The organism is Candidatus Poribacteria bacterium, assembly GCA_026702755.1.
In the GTDB taxonomy this organism is placed as follows: Bacteria; Poribacteria; WGA-4E; order WGA-4E; family WGA-3G; genus WGA-3G.
Map to the genome: position 1 here is coordinate 156,673 of JAPPBX010000082.1, position 19,983 is coordinate 176,655.

Here is a 19,983-nt window from a genome sequence, read left to right on the forward strand (position 1 = left end):
AGATATGGCGGATTGCTGTACACGGTTGTACAACAATCCGCCACCAGCAAAGCGTGTTTGGCAAACACGCCTACAAAAATAGCAAAAATTTCTACTTCTGTTTGATCTCTGCCCACGTTGTTGCCAATTTTCCGACGGGATCAACAGCGAGTGCACCAGCGATTTCTCTAAAGAAACTTTTCTGATCTACCGCTTTGTTCGGATAGATGTCAACAGTGTCGTGCGTTTTATCGTCGAAGTGCAAGTTCATATACGCATCACCACCAGATTCGCCACACCGGTAAAGGAGGACATTCCCGCCTTTCTGCAAGTCAATTTCAATATTGAAGTCGACTTGTTGGACGGCACCTGTCCACCGCGAATTATTGTACCACTTTTCGCCGTTAATCCAGATTTGGGCGTGGTCATCGTGCGCGGGTGACATCACAGCCTTCATATCCTGGGGAGCCTCAATAACGAGAATACCGTAGGTATCAATGCTGTCTCCAGGGCCACCCCTATTCATGTGGTGAGAGTTCGCGGGATCAATTTCAAAGACCTCCCATCCTCTCGGTCCTCCGTGACCCTTATCCCACCCGACATCAACGGTTTGTGTTAGTTTCAAACCTTCAATGGTAGACAGTTTTGGTTGCGTCAGTTTACCACCGGTCCCTTCCTTGATAAGGTCTTTCGGGGCAGAGTTACCGAATCCACCGTTGTTTTCGTAGTTCCCATCGGGTCCGTAATACTTCGTGACCCAGTTCTTGTTATCTGAATGGTCCTCGTTCAGTTCTGGAGCTGGATCTTTTAACCAATCCGCTTCTTTTAAGGGACCATCTTTGATATTGACCTTCCCTTGTGCAAGTGCCAGGTGTGAAATGCTCACAACCAGTGCAAAAATAATTGCTGTCGCAAGCGTGAACTGATAAAATTTCCGCATTGAAATTTTCCTCCTTATAGGATAACAATTCACAGTGGAATAGCAGATTTTGGAAACCTGCATATTTCACCAAAAGGTTGCGTGAATCTAAATGCAACTCAGGTTCATTGGACAATTTACACGTTATGCAAACATTGTAAATTTTTAACGAAAATTTGTCAAGCGCGTAACGAAGAAAAATATTGTCGTTTCATTTAGGATTTCAATGAAGAGTCGCGAGGCGGTTAGAAACCATATCCATCGAGATTGTAAGGAGTTATGGATACGCATCTAAAGCGGTTTGCCATTCGGTTAGCTGCGCGACGCGTTGTGCAGTATCTGTGGGTATTTCAAGCGGTCTACCACGGGTATCAATAACCAAGCCAACGACCCCGCCCATTGCCTCTGCCTCAACCATGTTTCCGCTCCCTGCACCGACATCAAATCGTCGCGAGGGATGGAGTTTTAATGATGCCTTTTCACCCAATGGTAGCGGATATAACCGGAGTTCACCGTAAGGAACATCTTCCGCTATAGGTGGCTTGCCATCGGTGCTAATTTCAACGGAGAAACATGCCTCACCCACCTTCCCAACCCCGATAGGAGCAATAGCTGTCCCCAGATGGATGAGGCAATCCCGTTCAAAGACCTGCGTCGCGGCTTCAGGATTTACTTGTGCAAGCACACCGAGTTGTGGCATCATAAAGATGCTATCAACAGCAAGATGGGTTATGCCTTCAGGTTGAAAAGCGTCTATCATCATGAGCATCGCTTGCTGACGACGCGGCGCGTGCGATAAAACACCACCACTACCGACGAGCATATCTAAAGAGAACATATTAACGAGGGTCTGACCACTTTCCGCCTGATCGAAGGCTTCAGAGATAGTTCGCTGCTGCTGAACCCCCCGTAATTCGACGGCGAGCTGTTTGTGCTGCTCAAAGGCGAGCCGGAGTGCTTCACGTGCGATCGCCTGCTCAAGAATCAACTCTTGTAAGGTTTGCGGAATTGTGGTCGGACGAATCATTTTGTTTTTTATGCGATTGCGGAGGTCGCCCTCTTCAATGTCAAAGGGCACCCACCGGAGAACGTTCTCTAAACCGGTTTCAGCAAGGACATTGGAGACGCTATAACTCATGCCGAGGTTCGCACTGACAGTGCGGTTGAAGATCGGTTCTGCCTCCCGGTTTTTAAAAACGGAGAACACATCCGTCGTCGCACCGCCGATGTCAACCCCAACGACTTCAATAGCCTGTTGTGCGGAGACGGTCTGAATTATCTCACCAACTGCACCCGGTGTCGGCATGATAGGGGCATCTGTCCAATCAATGAGTTTTCTGTAGCCGGGGGCGTGTGCCATAACGTGCTCAAGGAATTGTTCCTGAATCTTATGGCGGGTCGGCATTAAATCTTCACGCTCTAAAACAGGGCGGAGGTTGTCCACCATTTCCAGTGACATCACGTCTTGCAGGCGTTCTTTGATCGATTCGCGTGCGTCTATATTCCCTGCATAAATGAGCGGAAGTTCGTAAGCGATGCCCAATCGCGGCCTGGGACGTGCAGCGGCGATAATTTCAGCCAATTCAACGACGTGGGAGGTCGTGCCGCCATCAATACCACCGGAAAGGAGTAACATGTCAGGACGGAGGTGCCGGATACGCTCAATCTTTTCGTGTGGTAGGCGTTTATCGTTAGAGGCGATAACATCCATAACAATCGCACCGGCTCCCAGTGCCGCGCGCTCCGCGCTTTCTGCTGTCAGGTTGCGCACAACACCCGCCACCATCATCTGGAGTCCACCACCGGCACTACTGGTTGATATATAGATGTCAACACCCGCGTCCCCGTTTTGTGGTTTGATGATGACCCCATTATCAAGGAGTTTGCGCCCAGCCAACTCCTCAACTTCGGTGATCGCGTTGATAACACCAGCCGTTACGTCCTCAACGGGTGCCTCAACAGTGGTGGGTGCTTCGCCACGGACAATCAGTTGATATTCGTCTCCCCGTTTCTCAATTAGAATTGCTTTCGTCGTTGTGCTACCACAATCGGTAGCAAGAATAGAGCGGATATCCTCCGCTGATTCGTTCATACACTGTATCTCCAGATTTCAGATTTTACACGTATAAATCAGAGCATTTGGTTTGTCGCGATTCGGAGATCGCTCCTACCAACTAATAACCTAATTGCCGCAGATATTCTCGGTTCACCGACATACGTTCCAGATCTGAACGCTTCTCGACCTGTCCGGGACACGCCGTAACCCACCGGTCATAATTGAGTTCTTCCAAAGTGGACATGATACCGGGGAAATCCATGACAGTGCCAGCACCGACATCCACCCAATCCACTTCGTATGTACTTTCATCTCCGCCTGTGTAGCCCGAATAATCCTGAAGATGGACGTAGACGAGGACATCACTATAACGGCGAATTGATTCAATCGGATCGTAGCCCCAGAGTGCGGAATGCGATACATCTATACATAATTTGCACTTTCGGAGCAGACTCATGTATTTTGCCCAGTCTTCAATCGAATCAACGGTCGTGTTTGTGTGGATATGGTAACAGACATCCAAACCGTATTGCGAGGCGTATTCTGCCCACTCCTCAGAAACGTCAGCAAGTGCTGCGAGATCCGAATTATTGACGGGACGATCCTGCGGTTTACCTGCTCCCATGAACATGAAACAATCGGCTTCAACCTCTGCGGCGAAGTCTATTCGCCGTTTATTCAGTTCCATCTGTTCCGGGTTTTTGTCGATCGGCAGTCCGCGTGCTGTTACGGCAGCGACGGGCAGATCCGCATTGTTGCATACCTGTCGGATGTGTTGTGGCGTGCCGACCCAATCCAAAGACTGCCGCATCTCCCATCCGTCCCATCCGGCAGCTTTGAGTTGTGTCAACAGTTCTTCAAAATCAGGTTGTTGCCAACGTAAAGTACTATATCCAAATTTGAAACCCATAATGTGTCCTCCTCTGGGACTATTTAGTTTTAGGTTTAGGCAGCATTCACCTTACTTGAAATACGCGAGAAGCGCGATGATTGCGGAGCCTACCGCCGTTAAAACGGCAATTTTGCCCCACAGCGAGGCATCCGACTCTTGCCTACCCTCAAGCTTACCACGGATCCACCCTAAACCGATCTGGAGTTCGCTGAGAGAGGCGCGGATGTCCGTAAACTGTTCATCTGTCTTATTCTTCCATTCTTCAGTGCGCTCCATCCAAGTATCAGTGCGCTCCATCCAAGTATCAGTGCGCTCCATCCAAGTTAAAACACGTTCGCGGAATTCAGCATCGTTCATAATAGTTTACCTTTTGTTTTGATATATTTTGACGGTAGATTTCATAGTCTCCTATTTTTCCTCCGGCACAAACATATTATAGCATATTTGAAAATAAATTTCTTGCTATATAACAGTGCCATTTGTTAAACTATAGCAGTGAAACTTAGGGATTTTCCGTAATTACCCATTTTAAGGAGAAAATATGGATAAAGTGAAACTCGGTTTTATTGGAACCGGTGGTATGGCGGGCGCGCACATGAACAACCTTAAAGATAACTTTGAGGACGTTGAATTCTGTGCGATGTGTGATATTTCGGAAGACCGTGCAAAGGCACGTGCCGAAGAATTCGGTGGCAACGCTTACACCGATTATCGCGTCATGTACGATAAAGAGGAACTGGACGCGGTTTATATTTGTACACCACCCTTTGCCCACGGCGAACAGGAACGCATCGCTTGCGAACAAGGCATCGCGATGTTCATTGAGAAGCCAATCCACTCCGAATTAGAACCGGCGATTATTATTAATGAATACGTTGAACAGAGTGGCGTGGTCACGAGTGTCGGTTATCATTGGCGTTATGGCGGCAATGCACAGAATGCGAAGGCGATGCTCGAAGAGCAACCCCAAATTCTCGGGGCACTCGGATATTGGATGGGCGGGATGCCCGGCACACCGTGGTGGCGCGTGCGCGCAGAATCCGGTGGGCAGCACGTCGAACAAACAACACACATCTTCGATTTGGCGCGGTTTCTCGTCGGTAGCGACGGTAAAACCGTACACGGTGTCGCTGCAAGCGGTAGTATGACCCATATCGAAAACTATGACATAGACGATATCAGTATGGTGAACATCGAATTCAAGAACGGTGCTGTTGCGAACATCGTCTCGGCTTGTGCGATGGAAGGTTTCGGTCGCGTCCACCTCGAAGTGTTCACCCGTGGACTCGTTGTCACCGTCGGGGGTCCGAACAATGTAAACCGAGGCGGAGAGACAGAACCCCTTCAAGGAGATGGCGGACAGGACAGAGATCGCGTCTTTATTGATGCTGTGAAGAGTGGAGATACCTCTGAGATTCTATCGCCTTACAGCGACGCATTAGAGACACTCCGCATTATGCTCGCCGCAAGTACCTCCTTCCGCACGGGTAAGGCAATAGACCTGTAGAAAATAGCGGGGACGAGGAAACCTCGCCCCTACAACAAAGAAAGAGAGAATTATGCCAATTAATCAATCCATCTGTTTTGGCGGTTTCAGTCGTGACAGGGATCCCGTAGATGTCATTAAGAAAGCCGCCGAAATCGGTTACAAATCTGTTGAGATGCTCCCCGCAGAATACTGGTCCGTCGTCCAAGACCACGGGATGCGCGTTGCGATTTTCAGTGGACACTCGTCCCTTCCGTCCGGTTTGAATGACCCAAGCAACCACGACCGGATTGAAGACGAGCTTCTGGAAAACATCGACATCGCGGCGGAAAACGATATTCCCGGACTCATCTGCTTCTCTGGGAACCGAGAAGGTAGATCCGAAGAAGAGGGACGCGATAACACGATAGCGGGATTGTCCCGTGTCACCAAATATGCTGAGGAGAAGGGCATCAACCTTTGCGTTGAACTTCTGAACAGCAAAGTCAACCATCCAGATTATCAATGCGACACGACGGCGTGGGGTGTTGAGGTCTGTAAAGGTGTCGGTTCACCACGGGCGCAGCTGCTCTACGACATCTATCACATGCAGATTATGGAAGGCGACCTCATTCGGAACATCACCGATTACAGCGATTACATCGGGCATTATCACACCGCTGGCAATCCGGGTCGTCACGATCTCGATGACGAGCAGGAAATCTACTATCCTGCCGTGATGCGCGCCATCGCAAATACCGGATACGAACTCTACGTGGGACATGAATTTAGTCCCAAAGGCGATGCGTTTGATGCGATGCAACACGCTTATGATGTGTGTAACGTCTAAGCACACCTCATGTAAATTGTAAGGGCAAGTCACTGTGCTTGCCCTCTTTCTCATTACCATGTTCATTATTTTGTTAAAATAAAAACACAAAACTCAACCAATCAACGATACGAAAAACACCTATTCCAATTCCACACAATTGTGCCAGTAGAGTCGCACGACTACTCAACATTTCGCTATGTAATTTCTCAGTGTTGATATATAAATCTGGAATCTTCGCTTTTGACAACAGACCTACAATAGAAATTTTGGAAGCTGAAGTTAAGAGCGCATTGAAAGATTTTGATGAACCAAATCTATAATATTGTCATAAATATGGAGGGGGCGATGAAGAATCTGGTAGTAACAGAGGAAATTTGGAAAGAAGGCAACATGTACACCGCCTACTGTCCAGAATTAGATGTTGCGAGTTGTGGAAAGAATATTGAAGAAGCCCGAAAAAATCTCCTTGAAGTTATTGAAATACACTTAGAAGAAGCGGCAAAACTCGGAACACTCAAGGCATTTTTAGAAGACGCAGGTTATGACTTGAACACTTCACAACCAACCATTCAACTTGATAAACAGGTGGTTGCTTTTAATCAACGGACCGTATCATTTGGAGGTCTTTAATGCCGACACTTTCGCCAACAGATTGGCGAATCCAAGTGAAGATTTTTGAAAAATTCGGTTGCCGTTATGTTCGACAAAAAGGATCACATCTTATCTATCACCATCCCGATGCTAAACGTGCTGTCGTCATTCCGCGTTACGACGAGGTGCCGGTTACCATCATCAGAAATAACATGCGAACCGTCAATATGAGCAGGGAACAATACTTTCAATTGTTCACAGAAGTTTAATCTTGGTGATATTAGGTCGCCATTTGCCCTAACCGATTGCAGAAACAAACTTAGAATATACACACGGAAATAGGAGAAAGTGATTGATGAATAGTGACGCGCCTACTTCAATAGCGCACCTATCAGAAAATATAACATCTACTCTCGAAAACCTTCTCGGTTGCAAACTGGAAGATATACTCACGGCGATCTCATCGGATCCCGCTGAAATTGAAACTTTCCTCGCGAAACTCCCAACAGACACTCTCGAAAAATACCTCACACCGCAGTGGGTCGTGCTTGCTGCCGGTAAAGGCACGCGGATCGATGCCACAGGACGCTTGAGCAAAACACTGGATATCACCTTCGGCGAGCAGAATACGCTCCAGTACTCACGGCGTTATCTACCGGGGAACCGTCCTGACATTGTCGTTATCAACCCACAGATGGCAGCACGTGTTGAGAAAAGCGGATCCGCAGCACAATTGCTGGGTCCGAATGCCGTTTTTTGTATTCAAGAAGAGATGAACGGCACAGGGGGTGCTTTGCAAGCAGCACTGCCAGTACTCCAAAGTTCGGATGCTGAATGGATCGGCGTGGCATTCGGTGATGAGCCGTTTTTGGCGCGCGACATTTTCGCGCAGACGCTGCTTTCCCACTTCCTCTCCGGTGCGGATGTTACCCTCTGTGGCAAAATTCCTGAAACGGTCGTGGATAAGGGTGGACTCTTTTTCGACATAGACGGGAAACTCATCGGTACCAAAGAGTGGTATGACATGACGGAGACAGAAAAACAGGAGATGTGGATCCTATGGCACAAAGGTGAGGCATATACCAACACAGGCATCACCCTCATTCGGAAAAGCGCGTTGATGGAAAGGATAGATCGGTTACAACCACATACAAACCGCAACGATGAACTCCACCACGTTGACCTCATCAGACACTGCTATGAAGACGGATTGAAAACGAATGCTTTCATCTATCGCGGCGAGGTATTATCCGGTGTCAACCGCTGGTCCAACGTCCTATCCGGTGAAGAAGCACTGTTCGCACAGACGCGGGCATCTCTCGCACAGAAAGGGGTTCGTGTTGATCCTGCGGCACAGATAACGCTAAACGGTGAAGATATTGAGATCGGCACGGCGTGTTATCTAATAGGCAGTGTGCATCTCGGTGAAAAGGTTCAGATTGGAGACTATTGTCGGCTTGAAAACGTTACGTTACTCGGATCAACAAGGGTAGGTGATTCCGTAGGACTACAGGGTGTCACCGCAAACGACACGACGTTTGAATCAAATCCTTTACCTGAAACACTATCGGCACCGGTGCAAGGACTCGCTACCCGAAGTACCATCAAAAATTCCACCTTTGATGCGGTGAGTGTAGGGAACAACGTCCAACTCTCAGCAGTCGCTGCGCATGGAACAGTGATTCCCGCCGACATTACCCTGTCAAATCGGACGCTTGGCGTGCCACTGGCTCAGACTCCGCCTGGTGTACCGAATACACTTTTCGATCAGATTGTGCCCCGTGAATATATCCCTGGGGTTTTCACCTTTGGTGAAAAAAGAGAACTACCGGATTGGGAGGGCCTTCGGCAGCATGTAACATCACATAGTGCCACAGAGTTGATCCCACGTGCGACAGGCAATTCACAGTTGCAACAGATCACGAACAAGGCTGTAGAAACACTCTTGGATATCCGGCGTGCCAATGGGGATTATCTCATTGAGTCCCTCACGTCTGAAGAAATATGGGGTAGCATCTTCGAGATGGTAACGCTTCATACCGGTAACCCAAACCCTTATCATTACGATAAACGCAAGGCACGGCAGACAGCGCTCGAACTCCTCCCAGAGTTTTGGAAAGATAGCTGGTTAACACGATTGAAACTCGTTGTTGCGGGAAATATCATCGACTATAGCAGCGAACGGGTCATGAAGAGATTGAACGCAAATCCCGATTATTTCTCTGAAGTCCTGCGTGCTGCGGTCGAAGCACCTTTCGCTATTGACTGTTATGAACAGTTCCGTGAAAAGGTGATTGACACGACTTCCCAGAACATTCTCTGGCTCGCCGACAACGACGGAGAGGTAATCTTCGACATAGCGTTTGTTCAGGACCTCATTCAATGCGGACACCGTATCTCTATTGTCGGAAAAGTGGACAACGCCAGCAATGACGCGACCCTTGCAGATCTGCATGAAATAGTGAACTATTCGCAATTCCAAGAACTACAGACAGCGATGCGTGACGGAGTTGTTAAACTCATGTCATCAGGGGCAAAGACGATTGGGACAAATCTGTACCGTGGAGCCCCAGAATTTTTCAATGCGCTGTTAGAGGCAGACATCGTTATTTCAAAAGGGCAAGGGAACTTCTTTACGACCCCGGGTTGGCTAAAAGACACATTCTATTTACTGCTTTCCAAAGGTTTGACTGCGGAACAGAGTACTGGCGTTGTGGCGGATCGAAATCAGACAATTGACGGATTAATCCTGGCTTACCTTCCGGGTGGTACAAAGCGGGTCGCCACGCTCCGAGAACTCTGTTACAGCAGTGATTCTTAATCAGTCGTATTCAGGTCTACTTTTGAAATCGTGAATTCCCGTTTTCCCGAAGCAGGAAGCGGAATCTCCTCTACAAATTCTACCGTGACAGCAACATCCGTACCGAGCGTATCCTGAATCTTCCCGACCAGAAGATCGCCTGTTGTTTCCTGCCACTGTGCATTAATAACCAGTTTTAAAACACATCGCTCAAACGTTTCCTGAATCAGTTGGAACTGGTCCACACCGATGACGTTATAGAACTGTTGCGTGAAATACCCACCGTGTATTAGTGCCCCAGTTTTCGTTCGGAAAGTTGCAGTAGAGCGTCCGAGCAATTCCGCCAAAATAGGTAACTGATTGCCACATGGACAAACTTCATCAGAGAGGCGACCGATGTCCCCGATTCGGTATCGAATGAACGGCATCGCATAGTTATTCAACTGGGTAATCAAGATTTCACCGGGTTTAGTGTAGGAGTCGATACTGTCTATCTCAAGGTAGAGGTCGTGGCAGTTGATATGCATACGTCCCTCTGTACACTCCATTGCGATCAACCCAACTTCCCGTCCCCCATAGCGATTATAGACTTTCGTGCTGAAAACGGTCTCTGCCAAGGAGCGATAATGCGGATGTAGCATTTCCGCCGAAGAGATAATTCCCTTCAATTCCCATCTGGGTGTCAAACCGTTTTCGGAGAGAAATGAGGCAAATTGATAGAGTGATGACGGGTAAGCGAGAATTGTTTGCGGGTGGCAACTATTCATCTCGTTAAATGCTTCCTGCATCGCTGTATCTGTGAGGTGAAAACCGTTGAGCCAATACTGATTTCGCCAAAAGTTGTTGAGGCGATGCTTCCAATGTTCATCGCTTTTTAAGTCTGCGGGAGAACCCCATATAATCAGTTGCGGTTCACCGAAATTCCAACCCGCCCACCGATCGAAGTAGTACACGCTCAAATTTCGTTGATTCCAATAATTTCTGTCCTGATAGAAGATAAGCGGTGTACCTGTTGAACCACCCGTAGCGTTTCTGATGCGCTGCTTCTGAGAAAACGCTTCAGAACAGAGGTGCTTTAATTGCTCCCGAACGTTCTGTTTCTCAAGCGGCGGCACCTCTAATATATCCGGTGATTCCGTCTTGAGCAATTCACGGTAATAGGGTGTTGTGTGGTATGCGTGCTGAAGAAGTTTTTCCAACCGTTCCTGCTGGAATGCTATAATGGTTTCGCGCGGTGCGTCCAGCAATGCAGCTGTCTGTGCAAATCGAGAGCAGTAACGCGCACCTTTGCGGTAACTATTGTAGGCGGACCACGCCGCCTTTGAGAATAGCATTTTGGCAGAACGACGGATCGGCATGATTTAGGAGTGTAATGAACTCTTCCAGTTCTGTAGAAATTAAGGATTGGCAGAAAAGGCGGAAGATTGGGGGAGAGGTATTTTTCCATTCTTCCTACCCCTTGCCTTCCACCCGCTTATTCCTTTGGTGGTCTCAAGGGATCAATATGCGGCGAATACCCTGGTGGCAACTGATCACTCACGGAACGTCCATCTTGGAAAAGCTGACCTGCATCCGGATTCTCAAGTTCAGCAGGTGGAGGGAATTCGCGCCAGTTATCGCCATCAAGCGGTAATTCATAGCCGTCATCGCGGAGCCATTCAATCAAGCGTTTCCGATAGTCGTTGAGAATTCTACCATAAGCAGGATTGCCAACGAGACTTCGTTCATCAAGTCTGCCCGGCAAACGCCTGAAGAGCCATTCCTGCCGATCAGCGGCGGAGTAGATGTATTTGTATTCATCGGTCAAGAGCATATACAACCCTGTGCTCTCCTGTCCCAATTGCCCAACGATTGCATCCCGTTGTGCGCGTCCGGTGGCAATATCCGCAAGATCCATACCGCTCCGATCTGATTCCGGCGATAGCCCCGCTGCACCAAGACTTGTTGGCAGTACATCAACAAGACTCGTTGGAACGTCGCATTGGGTGTTTGTAGCGAAACGTTCTGGATAACGGACGAGCAGCGGAATCCGGGCAGCAGCGTCAAGGAAAGAGCGTTTCCCGTAGCAATCATAGTCGCCGAGCAATTCACCGTGGTCGGAGGTGTATAAAATTAGCGTGTTATCAAGTTCACCTTCCGATTCAAGATACTCAAGAATTCGACCCACCTGATAATCGATGAAAGAGATGGCTGCATAGTAAGCCGCCCGCATCGTGCGGAGAAGATTCATATCCCGCCCTTGGTCACGGTATTTATAGCGATTTTGATGTCGGTTCCAATAGGTATGTAGATGCTCATAATCTGGTGGCAGGAATGGAAGCGGCATTTCGACTGTGCGATAGAGCCGATTCCACGGCACTGGTGATTCAAATGGCGGATGCGGTTTGATAAAACTGCTCCAACACAAAAAGGGACGACTCGCATCGCGCTGAGATAGGAATTGGAGGGTTCTGTCCCCTACCCACTGCGTGTGGTGCAACCGCGCAGGCAGCTGTGAGGGTTGCGGAATATAATAGTATTCACTCCGCTCGCCGTGTGGTGCAACGATATGGTCATAGCCGTTTTCACCCAGAAACTCCGTAAAATCATCGGGACCGGGACCCTCCTCGGAATAGTCTCGCGTTTCAAACCCCCACATTTTGCGTCCTTGTGGTGTGAAATGCATCTTACCGATACCGTGCGTCTGGTAGCCTGCTTCATTGAGCAGCTCCATCACTGAAACGCGATCTTGGGGCATTGCGGAATTGCTCGTACATTCTGTCTGATGTGGCCACTGCCCGAGCAGGAAACTACAACGGGATGCCACGCACACAGCAGACGGGCAATACGCCGACGTAAAACTTGTGCCCTCCCGAACAAGACGATCTAATCCCGGTGTCTGAGTAATTGGATTTCCAAGTGCGCCAACGGTATCAAAACGCTGCTGATCCGTCATGAGGAAAATGATATTTGGTTGTTTTGCCATGAGGCGTTCCGGTCCTTCAAAAAAGATACTTCTGTTGAGGCGTAAATTACAGACAGCATACCAGATTTTCAAACAGCGTGCAACTACAAAATTATGTATCATCTACCTTGCTGTGCTCCATTTTCTGTTGACATTTGATGGTATATATGATAGCATTTTTAGAGTTGGGAGCGAAAAATTTTGGTGCGATTGGGTATCTGATGCGCGACAGTTTACCTGAAGTTCGATAGATCACACCACCCGTCACAATGTAAGCAAACGCTAATATCATCAAAAAAGCTGAGACTTTCACAATGGCTTATAGCAACTTTACCTTAGAAGAAGTCCGAACAACATTCGGGTTAGAAACGGTTGAATCAGCGGGTACCTTTTCCGAAATTGCACCGGTGGATCCCAGTGATCATCTTATGACTGCGTTGTCGAGAAATGTACCTTTAGCTGTAGCAATAGGCACAGAAAAGGCAAAGTCAGAAATGATAGTTGCTAATGTGCTTATAGAACTCCGCGAGCAGTTTGAGCAGCGCATTAGTCTCTTTTCAGGGATTGATTTTAGTGTTGATGTTGAAAGTGGATTAACCGGAGTCTGTGATTTTTTGGTAAGTCTGTCGCCAGAACAGTTTTATTTAGAGGCACCTGTTATCGTGCTTGTTGAAGCAAAAAACGCCGACGTGAAGCTCGGGTTAGGGCAATGTGTTGCTGAAATGCTCGCTGCACAACGCTTTAATAAGGAAAAAGGGAATAACATCCGTTGTGTTTATGGCGTTACGACTTCAGGTACAGATTGGCTCTTTCTCAAATTGGAGGGACAAAAACTTTACATTGACATGGGAGTCTATGCGATTGGGCAATGCGACAAAATTTTAGGGATCCTTTCAAGCATGGTATCCCAAAAAGCGTGAAGAGAAAGCAGAAAATATGGGAATCTGTCACCTGGTGTAAAATGCAAAAATGGTATGAAAACAAGACACTTTTAAATACCTTTATCGCTTTGATGTCTGTCAGTTTTATCGCTTACTTTTTCTTTCAATGGAAATGGGGATTGCCCCTATTTCTGTGCGGTGGGACAGCAATTATGGTGAGAGGTGTTGTAAAAATTACGATGCGGATGCGCAGTAGAAAAAGACGCAAGGAAAATTTAAAAAATGAAGAGACGAACGTTCATAAAATTGAGCGCGATTAGTGCAGCAGGAATGGTGTTGCCCCTTCGATTGGAAGCAAATGCGGCAGCAGTGCCACAACTTAAGCCGCACACACTGATAACCCCGAATGCCGACTTCTATATCCTACAGATCGGCGATCCTGTTGAACTTAACGCAGCGACATGGCGATTGCCGATCACCGGTCTCACTGAAAAACAGATACCACCGCTGCGACTTGAAGATATCACCGCGATGGAATCTGTCACGGCGATGCGAACCCTGAAGTGTATCGGCGACCCGATCGGCACAGAACAGATGAGCAACGCCGTATGGAAAGGCGTTCGGCTGCGCGAGCTGCTTGAGAAAGTCAGTCCGAAACCTGAAGCAAAAGTGGTCGTTTTCCGCTGTGCGGATAACTATCACACAGCGATTCCGTTGGAAAAGGCGATGCGGGAAGAGACGCTTCTCGCCTATGAGATGAACGGTGAACCGCTACCGACTGAGCACGGCTTCCCTGTCCGATTGCTTAACCCAGGACACTACGGCACGAAGAATCCAAAATGGATCATCAACATCCAGTTGGCGAAGGAGCATGAAAGTTATTGGGAAAAACGGGGTTGGGACCCAATCGCGAATGTGAAACTCGCCACAATGATTGGAACACCGAGTGAGGGTGAGGAAATTCCGGGCGGCAAGGTTTATACAGTAAGCGGCGCGGCGTTCGATGCGAACAATCACGGCGGCATTAAAAAAGTAGAAGTCAGTATCGACTACGGACAGACATGGGAAGAAGCAGAAATTTGGGCGAAGGATACGCCCCTCGCATGGGTGCTCTGGAAATGGGAGTGGCAGGTACCCGAAAAAGTGGAGCCTGTTGAAATCTATGCGAGAGCCACCGGCAACAGCGGTGTCACGCAAGACGAAATCGGCATTGAAGTGGAACCGGTTGGCGCGACAGGTTATCATATAATTGACGCAGCGATTGTGATGCCATAACGTAGGAGAGGTTTTCAACCCCGATGCCTTATAGTAAGTCCGTAATTATTTATACACCAACACAAGGGCGAGGATACAATCCTCGCCAGCGGCGGTGGGCGGGTTTGTTCCCTGACCTAACGTAGGAGGGGTTTTTAATCCCGATGCCTTAATGCGCCTAAAACCGATCCAACTGCTCACTGTTTATCTACCCGTCCTATTGATTGACTTTGCCTTTAGCAGCATCCTGACTAACACCTCTTTTTATACAAGTTATTTAGGGCTCTCCACAACGTTTCTTGGTACATTGATGGCAGTGAGCACAGGATGTTTTGCTATACTCGCGATTCCACTTGGTAGACTCTCAGATCGGATAGAGCGGCGGTACATCCTCTACACCGCGTGCCTGATACTTGGTGCCGTCAGCATAGGACTCTCCCTTTGTCGGAATGGCGGACATCTGATGAGTGTCTTTCCCGGAATCGGTATCAGTATGGCACTCTTTTTTCCGGCTTACGAAGCATGGCTCGCTGAACGAGAAAGCGAAGGCGAATTAATCCACCGAATTATGCTCTTCAATCTGTTCTGGAGCATCGGTATGACCTTGGGTCCGGCGTTATCAAGTTATCTATACGGCGATGCCAACCCATTTATACCTTTCTACCTCGCAGGTTTCTTCGCTGTACTCACCCTATTGACAGTTTGGACTTCTCGTATCGCCGAACCCGAACCATCAAAGCCATCTGTCCACACAGATGAATCTGAATCGGAACCGCCTGAGATACTGTATCCACCTCTATCCATTCGGCTGACTTACCTCCATCTGGCTCGGTGCGCGAATTTTGTCTCATGGTTCGCGCTGGGTGTCCTCCGTCAACTCGCGCCAAAACTCACGTTAGAGATGGGAATACGTCCGGCAACATACGGAAATTTGATGCTGATACTCGGTAGTGTGCAAACGTTAGCGTTCGTTGTCCTGGGGACCGGCTACTCAACACGGTGGCATTATCGCTTCGGTCCGTTATTCATTGTTCAACTACTGGCAATTCTGAGTTTCCTCAGCATAGGATTGTTCCAGCACCTGATTCTCTGGGGTTTTGCTTTTGCTGTTATCGGTGTGACTGTTGCGTTTACCTACTTCAGTAGCCTCTACTATGGGCTGGACCGACATGCGGATAAAGGGAATAAGAGCGGATGGCACGAAGCGATATTAGGTGTTGGGATCCTGTTAGGTCCGTTCCTTGGAGGTATTTCAGCGGATTCACAATTGGGCGTTCAGAGTCCTTATCTGCTCTGTGCAGTAGCGATTGGAATCGCTATTTTCATAGAGATTCTTATTCTGCTCAAGAGCTCTCAACATCAAGCAGATTCTCGTTGATGTAGTCTTCATCAGGCGTAACGCCGAGACCTGGACCCTCCGGCACCGTGACAACATGATCGTGGATTTCGACACCGCTCACCGCCATGGTTGTCAGAAAAGCGGGGGCGTTGAGTTCAGCGGGGAGCACCAAATCCAAAGTTGAAAACAGATGGACACTCGCGATGAAACCGATCCCTGCTTCTGTCAGACCGCTGCCGAGTAATTCAAGCGAATTGGCTTCGGCAACGTGAACACTCTTGAGGCATTCCGCCAACCCACCAGATTTACACACTTTCAAGACAACCGCATCTGCACATTCCAAACGTGCGATTTTCGCCAAGTCGAAGTAGGTGAAGCAACCCTCGTCAATGGCGATCGGAATCGGGGCATCTTCTCGCACCCGCTTCATACCGAACCAATCTTGACTCGCCACAGGTTGCTCCATGCAGTAAATTTCACGAATGTCCGCAACCCGCTTCAGCAATTCAAGCGCATTCGATGGCGTATAGGACTGATTCGCATCGATCCAGAGTTTGGCATCTGGCATCGCTTCGTGCACTGCGCGTAAGCGTTCTTCATCCGCTGCTGGAACACCAGCGACTTTCACTTTGAAGCAGGCACAGGGGGATAAAGCCTTCGCCTTCAACCCCATTATTTCGGGGGTATCAATACTCAAAGCATAACAGAGCGGAAGTGCATCGTGCCGTTTGCCACCGAAGAGGGCATGTACCGGCACATCAAGGATGCGTCCATTGAGGTCATGTAAAGCGATGTCCACTGCAGCTTTCGCAAAGGGATGTCCGTTGCTGACAGCGGGTTTCAATGCGTCATAGATGGCGTGATGGATCTGATTGAGATCCAAAGGATTGCGTCCGAGTAGCAGCGGTGCGATGTAATGTCGAATGGTGGTCGTGATGGATTCGGTCGTCTCGTAACTCCATGAGGGGAGTGCGCGTTGTTCTCCCCAACCGACGTAGCCATCGTCCGTTGTAATCTTAACGAAGACATGATCGCCTGCAGAACTGGCATCTCCGACAAATCCCGTCCCGATATTAAAGATGTCTTTCATCCTGACGGCAGTGGGATAAACGTCTACGTGTGCTATTTTACGCATGGACAGATAGTGTGCTCCGTTATTATCTCAAAGAGTCTGGAATCGGAGTTCCCTCCTACAAGAAAATTGATTTGTCTGAAGTGCTCACACTCGTATTTTAGCACAGAAGCGATTGATTAATCAAACGAATTTCCGTTGACATCTTCCCAATTATCCGCTATAGTAGTAGGAACATTCGTTGTTGTATATCGTTATGAGGAAAACCTGAAATGCTATTCGCCATTTTTGTAATTCTTACACCTATCGCCGTTTGGTTAATCTTGCACTTTATGTCTCGGCGGAAATCCAGCGCAGAAACGACTGAACCGGAAGATCTTCTGGAAGTCTGCGCGGTCTGCCAAAACGAATTTATGATGAGCGAATTGCTTGAAAAAGAGATCGGCGGATACGGTAGAGTTTACTGTTTCTGCAAACAGTGTATTGAAAACCTCTATCACGAATACCAGAATAGAAACAAAACAGACACCGAAATAGGAGAATGAACTATGCACGATTTAGTCACATTTGGGGAAGCGATGATCCGACTCACCGCCCCAGAATTCATGAGGCTTGAACAGGTATCATCGTTGGCAATCACAGCAGGTGGTGCGGAGATGAACGTCGCTGTCAACGCTGCACAACTCGGATTGCGGACGACATGGGTATCACGGCTCGTGGATAACTGGTCAGGACGCTATATCCGTAACAAGGGACGCGAACTCGGCGTGGATATGTCGAACATCGTCTGGGTGGATTTTGACGGCGTTGGCTTGGAGCGGAACGGGTTTTATCACCTCGAAATGGGAGCGGGACCGCGGGCAAGTAGTGTTACTTATGACCGCGGCTATTCCGCGATTTCCAACGTGCAGGTCGGAGAGATCGATTGGGCATCTATTTTCAGTGGTGCACGCTGGTTCCATCTCAGTGGGATTACACCTGCGTTGTCAGCGTCCGCGGCGGCTGTCTCGGCAGAAGCACTCAAGGCGGCACGCGCGGCAGGGGTCAAAACAAGTTACGATCTGAACTTCCGCTCCAAACTGTGGAGTGCTGAGGAAGCACAAGCAGCGAACCGACCAATGATAGAGCATGTCTCCGTTCTTATCGGGAATGAAGAGGATTTTGAGAAATCCCTCGGTTTCGCGGCGGAAGGAACAACTGAAGCGTATAGCAGCCTTGAACCTGAGAGTTACAAGGCAGTTGCAGAGCGTGTCAAGGAGACTTTCCCAAACGTTGAAATGATCGGTACGACGTTGCGTGATGCCAAAACGGGTTGGTTGAACGATTGGCGGACGCTCCTGTTTGATGGTGAAGAATTTTACCTGTCCCGTATCTATGAGGATTTGGAACTCGTAGACCGAGTGGGTGGTGGTGATAGTTTCTCGTCGGGACTCATCTATAGCCTCTTGAACGGAAAATCACCGCAGGAAGCCGTCGATTTCGCAGGCGGGTATTCCGCCTTGGCGCATACTTTCCCCGGTGACTTCAACTGGGCAACGGCAGAAGAGGCAGAAAAAGCGATGGCAGCGGGGGGCGTGCGTATCAGCCGTTAAACGGATAAATCTATGAAAAAAATTTTACTCTCTCATGTTTTTGAAAATACCGAGTTTGATACTGCGGAACGCCGAGCAGCGTTAGCAGATTTGCAGCAACTGGGTGAGTTGAGCATTCACCCCCGAGAACTAACTGGGGAACACGCTGATGGTGTTGTTGGTGTGATCGCAAGCGGCGTGCCCTTTCATGAAAGTTTCTATCAAGCGGCGGAATCCCTCCGGATTATTGCGCGTTGGGGTGTCGGATACGAAACTGTTAACGTAGACTTGGCAACAGAATACGGGGTCATTGTTACGATTGCCCCTGAACACATGGTGACCGTTGCTGAATATGCGATTGCACAGTGGTTCGCGACTATGAAACGGGTCTACACGCTCAATAGAGCCTCCCACAGCGGGAATTTCGGGCTTATTAAGACACACGAAGTAATGGATTCTACGCTCGGTCTGTACGGATTTGGTCGGATTGGGCAAGAGGTTGCCCGGCGTGCGCGTCCGCTACTCGGTGAGGAAGGACGGCTCTTGGTTTACGATGTTCGTCCAGACATCGCTGAAGTCGCAGCGCAATTCGGTGCAGAGGCTGTTGATACACCGTTGAAACTCTTTGAAGAGAGTGATACCGTCTCGCTACACCTATCGGGCGCGGCTACTGTTGTCGGCTATGAGGAATTCTGCGCCATGAAACCGCATGCGTCCCTCATCAACCCATCGCGCGGGAACCTTGTTGACGATGCAGCCGCCAATCGAGCCGTCAGCGAAAACCGACTCTGGTATTATGTCGTGGACGATCCGGTTAACGGACCGCGGGCGATCCACAAAGACCACCCGCGCATCATCTGTACCAATCACAACGCCGGCATGACTGTTGAATCTGGTATTCGGTTGGATCTTCGGACGATTGGGCAAGTCACAGATGCGATTCAGGGACGCGCACCGGCATACATGCTGAACCCAGAAGTGCTGGAACATCCCAGAGTTAAAGCATTTTGCAAAGACACTTCACAACCTCTGAAACTGTGCCTTTAGTTTTTCTCAAGAAGGAAAAGGAATTCACGGTTCGGCGTTTCAGCATCACTTATCCATTCGTCCGTCCATCGCATACCCGCCATGACGTTCCTTTTGTAGTCAAGCTCAAGGACAGCGAGGAGTTTTCCGTTATTTTGCATGACTTCATTGAGTTGCTCAGCAGTTGCGCGACCGCCAGAACTGTAGGACAGTAGAATCCAACGGGCTTGTGTCTCTTGGATTAACCGCGCGATAGCTTCAACGGCGATGAAACGTCCGTCCCCGTTGCGACGGAATTCTTCAAATACAGACGCGGCGAGGCGATCTGATGTATCTTCTCGCCGTTTTGCTTTGCCGAAAAG

General features: G+C 48.8%; 19 protein-coding genes. 11 read left to right on the forward strand and 8 right to left on the reverse strand.

From position 1 onward, the window contains the following. Positions 1-91: 91 nt before the first annotated feature. The 4 genes from OXH39_15825 to OXH39_15840 form a co-directional block, all read right to left on the reverse strand. Positions 92-919, reverse strand: coding sequence for a hypothetical protein (locus OXH39_15825; protein MCY3551930.1), 828 nt, complete (start codon positions 917-919; stop codon positions 92-94). Positions 920-1,175: 256 nt separating this feature from the next. Then, positions 1,176-2,990, reverse strand: coding sequence for a glutamate mutase L (locus tag OXH39_15830; protein MCY3551931.1), 1,815 nt, complete (start codon positions 2,988-2,990; stop codon positions 1,176-1,178). 82 nt (positions 2,991-3,072) lie between these two features. Further along, complete coding sequence (locus tag OXH39_15835; protein MCY3551932.1) at positions 3,073-3,864, reverse strand: sugar phosphate isomerase/epimerase; 792 nt, start codon at positions 3,862-3,864, stop codon at positions 3,073-3,075. Between the two features lie 51 nt (positions 3,865-3,915). Further along, on the reverse strand, positions 3,916-4,203 hold the full coding sequence (locus OXH39_15840; protein MCY3551933.1) for a hypothetical protein: 288 nt from the start codon (positions 4,201-4,203) through the stop codon (positions 3,916-3,918). Positions 4,204-4,387: 184 nt separating this feature from the next. On the opposite strand from OXH39_15840, the gene OXH39_15845 reads away from it, so the two are divergent. The 5 genes from OXH39_15845 (at position 4,388) to OXH39_15865 (ending at position 9,555) form a co-directional block, all read left to right on the forward strand. Continuing rightward, positions 4,388-5,353 carry a Gfo/Idh/MocA family oxidoreductase gene (locus tag OXH39_15845; protein MCY3551934.1) on the forward strand — a complete coding sequence of 322 codons (966 nt, stop codon included), beginning with the start codon at positions 4,388-4,390 and terminating at the stop codon, positions 5,351-5,353. A gap of 52 nt (positions 5,354-5,405) precedes the next feature. Beyond that, entirely contained in the window at positions 5,406-6,161 is a 756-nt protein-coding gene (locus OXH39_15850) for a TIM barrel protein (protein ID MCY3551935.1), read from the forward strand. Between the two features lie 327 nt (positions 6,162-6,488). Then, complete coding sequence (locus OXH39_15855) at positions 6,489-6,773, forward strand: type II toxin-antitoxin system HicB family antitoxin (GenBank protein MCY3551936.1); 285 nt, start codon at positions 6,489-6,491, stop codon at positions 6,771-6,773. Further along, a complete protein-coding gene (locus tag OXH39_15860; GenBank protein ID MCY3551937.1) occupies positions 6,773-7,003 on the forward strand; it encodes a type II toxin-antitoxin system HicA family toxin in 231 nt (76 codons plus the stop codon). Before OXH39_15855 ends, OXH39_15860 begins: the two co-directional genes overlap by 1 nt. Positions 7,004-7,089: 86 nt before the next feature. Then, complete coding sequence (locus tag OXH39_15865; protein MCY3551938.1) at positions 7,090-9,555, forward strand: ARMT1-like domain-containing protein; 2,466 nt, start codon at positions 7,090-7,092, stop codon at positions 9,553-9,555. On the opposite strand, the gene OXH39_15870 is transcribed toward OXH39_15865, so the two are convergent. After that, on the reverse strand, positions 9,552-10,892 hold the full coding sequence (locus OXH39_15870) for a hypothetical protein (protein ID MCY3551939.1): 1,341 nt from the start codon (positions 10,890-10,892) through the stop codon (positions 9,552-9,554). The genes OXH39_15865 and OXH39_15870 overlap by 4 nt on opposite strands. A gap of 116 nt (positions 10,893-11,008) precedes the next feature. Continuing rightward, positions 11,009-12,499 carry a sulfatase-like hydrolase/transferase gene (locus OXH39_15875; protein MCY3551940.1) on the reverse strand — a complete coding sequence of 497 codons (1,491 nt, stop codon included), beginning with the start codon at positions 12,497-12,499 and terminating at the stop codon, positions 11,009-11,011. 293 nt (positions 12,500-12,792) lie between these two features. Between OXH39_15875 and OXH39_15880 the strand changes: the two genes are divergently transcribed. The 3 genes from OXH39_15880 (at position 12,793) to OXH39_15890 (ending at position 15,991) form a co-directional block, all read left to right on the forward strand. Beyond that, on the forward strand, positions 12,793-13,398 hold the full coding sequence (locus tag OXH39_15880) for a hypothetical protein (GenBank protein MCY3551941.1): 606 nt from the start codon (positions 12,793-12,795) through the stop codon (positions 13,396-13,398). A 243-nt stretch (positions 13,399-13,641) separates the two neighbouring features. After that, positions 13,642-14,634 (forward strand): molybdopterin-dependent oxidoreductase, encoded by a 993-nt coding sequence (locus tag OXH39_15885; protein MCY3551942.1) that lies wholly within the window; start codon positions 13,642-13,644, stop codon positions 14,632-14,634. 151 nt (positions 14,635-14,785) lie between these two features. Next, positions 14,786-15,991, forward strand: a complete 1,206-nt coding sequence (locus OXH39_15890; protein MCY3551943.1) for an MFS transporter — start codon at positions 14,786-14,788, stop codon at positions 15,989-15,991. Here the strand turns inward: OXH39_15890 and OXH39_15895 are convergent. Further along, on the reverse strand, positions 15,957-17,087 hold the full coding sequence (locus OXH39_15895; GenBank protein ID MCY3551944.1) for a muconate cycloisomerase: 1,131 nt from the start codon (positions 17,085-17,087) through the stop codon (positions 15,957-15,959). The two genes, OXH39_15890 and OXH39_15895, sit on opposite strands and share 35 nt — an antisense overlap. A gap of 209 nt (positions 17,088-17,296) precedes the next feature. On the opposite strand from OXH39_15895, the gene OXH39_15900 reads away from it, so the two are divergent. Genes OXH39_15900 through OXH39_15910 form a run of 3 tightly spaced genes read left to right on the forward strand, consistent with a single transcriptional unit; the run spans position 17,297 to position 19,642 of the window. Beyond that, positions 17,297-17,569, forward strand: coding sequence for a hypothetical protein (locus tag OXH39_15900; GenBank protein ID MCY3551945.1), 273 nt, complete (start codon positions 17,297-17,299; stop codon positions 17,567-17,569). Between the two features lie 3 nt (positions 17,570-17,572). Then, positions 17,573-18,616 (forward strand): sugar kinase, encoded by a 1,044-nt coding sequence (locus tag OXH39_15905; protein MCY3551946.1) that lies wholly within the window; start codon positions 17,573-17,575, stop codon positions 18,614-18,616. Between the two features lie 12 nt (positions 18,617-18,628). Next, positions 18,629-19,642, forward strand: a complete 1,014-nt coding sequence (locus OXH39_15910) for a hypothetical protein (GenBank protein ID MCY3551947.1) — start codon at positions 18,629-18,631, stop codon at positions 19,640-19,642. On the opposite strand, the gene OXH39_15915 is transcribed toward OXH39_15910, so the two are convergent. Then, a partial coding sequence (locus OXH39_15915; GenBank protein MCY3551948.1) for a DNA methyltransferase occupies positions 19,639-19,983 on the reverse strand: 345 nt, incomplete at its 5' end. The genes OXH39_15910 and OXH39_15915 overlap by 4 nt on opposite strands.